This window comes from Micromonospora sp. NPDC005163 (assembly GCF_053599835.1).
Genome location: NZ_JBSFYP010000138.1, coordinates 1 through 5,243, shown reverse-complemented (window position 1 = coordinate 5,243; position 5,243 = coordinate 1). Strand labels below are relative to the sequence as shown.

At 70.7% G+C, this 5,243-nt stretch carries 5 protein-coding genes; 2 read left to right on the top strand and 3 right to left on the bottom strand.

Annotated features, from left to right (window positions below; all coding sequences use genetic code 11):
* Window positions 1–351 precede the first annotated feature (351 nt).
* Window positions 352–819 carry an SAM-dependent methyltransferase gene (locus ACWD6N_RS37340; RefSeq protein ID WP_450006688.1) on the top strand — a complete coding sequence of 156 codons (468 nt, stop codon included), beginning with the start codon at window positions 352–354 and terminating at the stop codon, window positions 817–819.
* Window positions 820–958: 139 nt separating this feature from the next.
* On the opposite strand, the gene ACWD6N_RS37335 is transcribed toward ACWD6N_RS37340, so the two are convergent.
* The 3 genes from ACWD6N_RS37335 to ACWD6N_RS37325 all read right to left on the bottom strand — a co-directional run bounded on the left by ACWD6N_RS37335 (window position 959) and on the right by ACWD6N_RS37325 (window position 4,915).
* Entirely contained in the window at window positions 959–1,609 is a 651-nt protein-coding gene (locus tag ACWD6N_RS37335) for a DinB family protein (RefSeq protein WP_450006686.1), read from the bottom strand.
* Between the two features lie 304 nt (window positions 1,610–1,913).
* Window positions 1,914–3,062 carry a DUF2637 domain-containing protein gene (locus tag ACWD6N_RS37330; RefSeq protein ID WP_450006684.1) on the bottom strand — a complete coding sequence of 383 codons (1,149 nt, stop codon included), beginning with the start codon at window positions 3,060–3,062 and terminating at the stop codon, window positions 1,914–1,916.
* Window positions 3,059–4,915: a hypothetical protein gene (locus ACWD6N_RS37325; RefSeq protein WP_450006682.1), complete on the bottom strand. Its 1,857-nt coding sequence runs from the start codon at window positions 4,913–4,915 to the stop codon at window positions 3,059–3,061. Before ACWD6N_RS37325 ends, ACWD6N_RS37330 begins: the two co-directional genes overlap by 4 nt.
* Window positions 4,916–4,961: 46 nt before the next feature.
* Here ACWD6N_RS37325 and ACWD6N_RS37320 point away from each other — a divergent pair, with 46 nt between their 5' ends.
* Complete coding sequence (locus tag ACWD6N_RS37320) at window positions 4,962–5,132, top strand: hypothetical protein (RefSeq protein WP_450006681.1); 171 nt, start codon at window positions 4,962–4,964, stop codon at window positions 5,130–5,132.
* Window positions 5,133–5,243: the final 111 nt, after the last annotated feature.

Sequence of the window (5,243 nt, the reverse complement as noted above, 5' to 3'; positions counted from 1 at the left end):
CGCTCCTCCGGAGGCACCCAGTCTGCGCCGAGGCCCCAGTAGTAGTCGCCCTCCGCGAAGACCCTCTGCCGCAGCTCTTGAAGCGCGCGGTCCAGGTGCGGCTGGTAGGGGACAAAGTAGCTCCACGCAGATGCGCCCACGACGTTCTGCCTTTCCATCACGGCCTCCGCGGTCGGCGGCGGCTAGGCCTGCCCGGGGACCTTAGCGGCCACGTCCGACAATCCCTCCATGAAGGCCAGCGCTGGGCATGAGCCCGGACAGCGGCAGATCCGGATATCGCGGCGGGCGTGGTCGACGGCGGCGCCGATGGCCTCGACGCTGGTATCGGCGCGGTGGGGATAGTCTCTCGCCATGCTGAGCTTCGAGATCACCCCGATAGGTGCGGTCCGGAACGACCGGACGGATGTCCAGCACACGGACAACTGGGGTGCCGTCCGCAGCACGATCACCATCGACGAGCGCTTCGGCGAGGCGTGCCTCCAGGGTCTGGAGGGCTTCTCCCATGTGGAGGTCCTGTTCATCTTCGACCGGTTCCCGGAACACGGCGATTACCGCGAACCGCGCCCCTACCGCGGCCGTTCCGACCTCCCGCCCGTTGGCGTATTCGCTGGCCGCGGCCCCCGCAGACCGAACCGCATCGGGGTAACGTGCTGCGCCATCGAATCCGTCCACGGTCGCGAATTGACGGTGGTGGGCCTCGATGCGGTCTCGGGCACCCCGGTCATCGACTTGAAGCCGACGATGGCAGAGTTCCTCCCCGTGAACATCAAGCAGCCGGAATGGGTCAGACGCCTGATGTCGGAGTACTTCCAGCCGTAAGCGGGGTTTGGGGCCGAAGCTCAACGCTGTAGGTAGGGGCTTTGGTGGGGCGGTGGCCGCCGGGGCGCCGGGGTGGAACCACCGAGCGTGACGACTCACCGCTGGTCGGCGCGCACGGTCGGCGGCAGATGCGGACGTTCTAGATTGTGAAGCTCTCAGGCGCCCCTTCGCCCACGCGGCCATCCACGGCCTCACGCAGGATGTCCGCGTGGCCTGTGTGTCGCGCGTACTCCTCGATCATGTCCAACAACATGTCGCGGACGGTGGGGGTACGCCCGTCCGGCCAGGTAAAGGACGCCGGTCCGTCGAGTCCACGTTTCCCGGCGACCTCAGCGACCAATTCGCGCGATCGCTCGACAGCGTCTCGCCACGTTCTGTAGAGGTCCTCGGGAGCGTCCAGGCTTCCAGTACGCCATTCCCAGTCAGGGTCAGCGTCGAAGTCCACTGCGTCCCAGGGCGCTCCGTACTCCTGACCGGCAAGCTTGACAGCGAGCCAGTCCGCTTCGACCAACGCCACATGCTTGATCAGACCACCAAGTGTCATCGCACTGGCAGCCGTTCTCGCGCGCAGTCCGTTCTCGTCCAGACCTGAGGTCTTCCAGGCAAAGGTCCGCCGGTTGCGTTCGAGAACTGACAGCAGAGCCTCGACCTCAGTGCGAGCTGCCGGCACGCTGAGCTGTGGAGTCGTTTCGGTCATTGACGGAGCATAGCCACGACCACGGTTACCGCTCATCGGCAGAAGCGGATGCGCCGCCATGCCGATGGCGCATCGCTGGTCACGGAACGTCACGACGGCCACCGACACTACCCACGGGTCTCGCTGAGGCACCGCTGGTCGGCTCGGGAGCGGTTGGAGGTACGAACTGCCCGCTCTCATCTCAGCGTCCGTCTACACGACGCTGTGCATGTTCAGCTGTACCTGGCTGGGTACGTTGACTCGTACGCCGACACCAGCTCGTCCATCAGGTCGTCGAGGCAGGCGCCGCGTCTGTCGTTGGCGGGCGGGCCTGACGCGGACGAACCAGGCTGAGGGGTAGCTGGTTGCGTGAGGCCCGGTGTGGAGTCGGCGCCCTCAGCGTCGGAGGCGCTCTCGGCTACGTCGCTGACGTTGTCGCCGGTGACGGGTGGCGGGTGGCTGGCGGCGGCCAGTACCGGCGGACGGTGCGTTCAGACCGGCCGATCCGCGCGGCGATCTCGGCTGGGTGCAGGTTGGGCTCACGCCGATACCAGTAAGCCACCGCGCCGACGGTCTCCGGCGGCACGGGTCCCCCGTCGGAGACCGCGCCCTCTGCGGTATCCGTCTCTGTCCTGGGTTCCTTGTCCGGCCTCCGTGGCGGTGGATCCACGCGCTGCGCGTCGTCAAGCCGATCTATCGGCTGTGGGTTCGCGGATCGCTGGTGCGGGCGCGCGGAGCGGGGCGCCTTCCCGTTGGCGGTGTCGGCGAGTGTGGCGGGGTCGCTGGCATCGGCCGCCTGCGGCGGCTGGTCATTGCCGCGCGCAGCGGAAGCGACGTCGGTCGTGTTTCCGGCATCCTGGGGAGCACCGTCAGGTGCCGCAGTGGGTGCGCAAGCGGTTGACGGGGAGGCGGTTGGTGCAGTGACGGCTCTGACCGGCCGTCGAGTCCGTGTGCCCGGTGGCGCAGCCTCCGCCCGAGCGGCGGGGCACTGCTCGGGAGCGAGTGTGCCGGGCTGCGCCGAATGCTGTCGCATCACGTGGGTGGTGGGCTCTGTGGCCGGTGGGAATTCGGGCGACGCGATCAGCGCAGGCTGTTGGTCAGGTGTCGCCGCGCGGATCCTGGCGGTGAGCTCGACGAGGCTGACGCTGGCGACGATGACGAGTCCGTCGACGGATATGGGCAGCAGGTATGCGGCCGCGGCTTCGGTCTCCCCGTATCGCGTGGCGACGCCGACGAGGTGCCAGTAGCTCACCCATGTCGCGATGGCGGCGATGATGGCGGTCGCGATGATCCGGATGGCGCCGAGGGAGCGGCGGTGGTGCGGGACGCGGGAGATCAGTTCGACGGTGAGCAGCAGCGCCAGTGGTGGCCATGCGGCGATGATCTGGCTGATCGGGTTTGATTGGGCGTGCAGGACGTTTGCCGCCACGGAGGCGGCGACGCCGAGGGTGAGCGTGGCCCGTACGGCCCAGCGCAGCCGCCGCAGATGCGCGCCGGTGTCAGCCGACGCCGCGGCGCTGGCGGTGGTGGTGCTGGTCGGATTGCCGGTGTGCGGTGCGGTGTTCATGCGGACGCTCCGTCTGTGAGGGCGGAGCGTCGTGTCCGTGCGTCGCGGCCGGCGCGGCGCAGGTCGGCGGTGAGCTGGTCGGCTAGGGCGAGGGTGTCGTCGGCGGGTTCGGCGGCGGGTTCGGCGAGCCGGCGGGTCAACGTCCGGCGTAGCGCGCGGACGGCGTCGAGGTGGCCGAGTTGCGCGCGGGCGCGCATGGCGGCCTGGTACAGCTGTTCGGCGTAGGGGTGCTGGCTGATCGCGGCGTCGAGGACGGCGAGCTGTTCCGTGGGTCGGCCGGCGAGTTCCTCGGCGAGGGCCAGAGCGGCGTCGAGGGCGTCCTGGCGCACGGTCTCGCGGTACAGTTCGAGGGACTTCGCGCGCAGGCTGCGCTGGGGGTCGCCGTCGACGATGTCGGGTATCCCGAGCACCCTCACCGCCACCCGTCCGGGTTGCCCCACCAGCTCGGCATCGACGTCCCGGCCGGCTGCGGCTGGTGACCGCCCGCCGACGGCAGCCCTCCGGTGGTTGACTGTCGGCGTCGCGTCGTCTGTTGGGCGGGCGTCGCCGCCCTGGCTGGCTGCGGCGCTCAGCTCAACGGGAACCGAGACGTCGGTGATGCCAACGGCACCCGCCGCCGGGGACTGTGTCTTGTAGGTGTCGCCGCTGCGGTCGTGGCCGGCCTCCACGTCCTGCTCGGCGTCGGCGTCCGTGTCAGCCGGTGCGACCACCGGCGTGTCTGTCGGTGTGGCCGCGGCCGCCGGCGAGGTCGGAGTCGCGGCCTGGAGCGGCGGTGGGGCGGGTTCGGTCGGGGGCGGCGGCTGGGGTTGGCCGGTGTGCGACTCGGCGAGGGTGGCCACCAGGTCCGCGGTTTCAGCAGGCGTGAGGATCGCGAGCCGGCCGACGTCGGCGGGATGCCTGCCAGGGCGCTGGCTCTCTCCGTGGGCGGGGGTGGTGACGCCGTCGTCGGCCACCATGACGGTGTTGCCGTCGGACCACGGGCCGAGCAGCACCCCGTGGATGTCCAGGCGTTGGCCCTGCGCGAGCAGGGCGGCGACGCGGGCGCGTTCGTGGCGGGTGCTCGCTTCGGCCAGGAGCAGGATCGGTGGCTGCGGCTCCTCGTAGGGGTCGGTGTGCCGCAGCTCGGCGACGGTGTTCACCTCGTGCCGGTCGAGCAGCCGGGTGCGGCGCATGGTCTGCGCTTCGAGGATCTGAAGGGCTTCGTCGAGCCCGGTGGTGATGGTCAGCCGGGGTGTGCGCGGCAGGTTGACCGCCGCGGGACCGAGCAGCGTGGCCGCGGCCGCGGACGGCATCACCACCTCGGTGCGGGCGTCGGGGTCGTGCAGGCCGCCGGCGGCCAGGGCGGCGGCGAGGAACCCGCGGGCGGCGGCGTCCGCACCGGGACCGGTGAGTCCGAGTCCGGCGGGCGGCCACAAAGCCGACAGCGGGTTGGCCAGCGACGGCACGACCGGCACGTCGCCGCCTGCTGTGGTTTCGCGGCGGGCATCGGCCTGGTTCGGCTCGTCAGCGCCGGGACGGGTATCGGGGTGCGTGCCATTGCCTTCGTTCTCCGTGGCGGCGCCACTGCCCACGGCGAGGTCGTCGGTGTGCATGTCGACGCCCCCCTCGGTGATCGTGTGGGGGGCGTCGCTGGTCGGCGCGTTGGCGTGGCCGGCGGTGAGCCGGCGCAGTCCTCGGCGGATCTGGCCGATCACCGGCGGCATCGGTGCGACGTCGGGATCGGTCGTGCGGGTAGTGGCCGTGGGCGGCGGGGGAATGTAGCGGCGCTGGCGATGCGCCCACACCAGCGCCACGGCGCCCGCGATGGCCAGGGCCAGGCCGATGTCTATCCAGCTGCCGCTCGGCAGAGACACGCCGCGCGCGTCCCGATCGTGGGTGGGGGCATCGCTCGCATCGGGGTTGGCGGCAGAGCCGGTCGCGGTGGGGGCGGGTTCCGGGGCGCCGCTGCTCGGCGGTGCGGCCGTCGTGGTCGACGCGGGTGTGTTCGGCGTGACCGTGGTCGGGGCCGAGCTGCCTGGGGCCGGGGTGGGCCTGTTCAGCGAGGGTTGTGGTGCCTTGGCGTCCGGTTGATCGGTCGGCGGTGGCTTAGGGCGTGTCCTGCCGATCTTGTAGTGGTTGATCGTTGACGATGTGTCGGTGGTGCGTCGTGGTGAGTTGACTGATGAGGCGTGGGCGGTGATC

What these genes read in the sequence shown, in the direction of transcription:
- ACWD6N_RS37330 (WP_450006684.1), bottom strand. Translation starts at nt 3,062, where the DNA reads ATGAACACCGCACCGCACACCGGCAATCCGACCAGCACCACCACCGCC.
- ACWD6N_RS37340 (WP_450006688.1), top strand. Translation starts at nt 352, where the DNA reads ATGCTGAGCTTCGAGATCACCCCGATAGGTGCGGTCCGGAACGACCGG.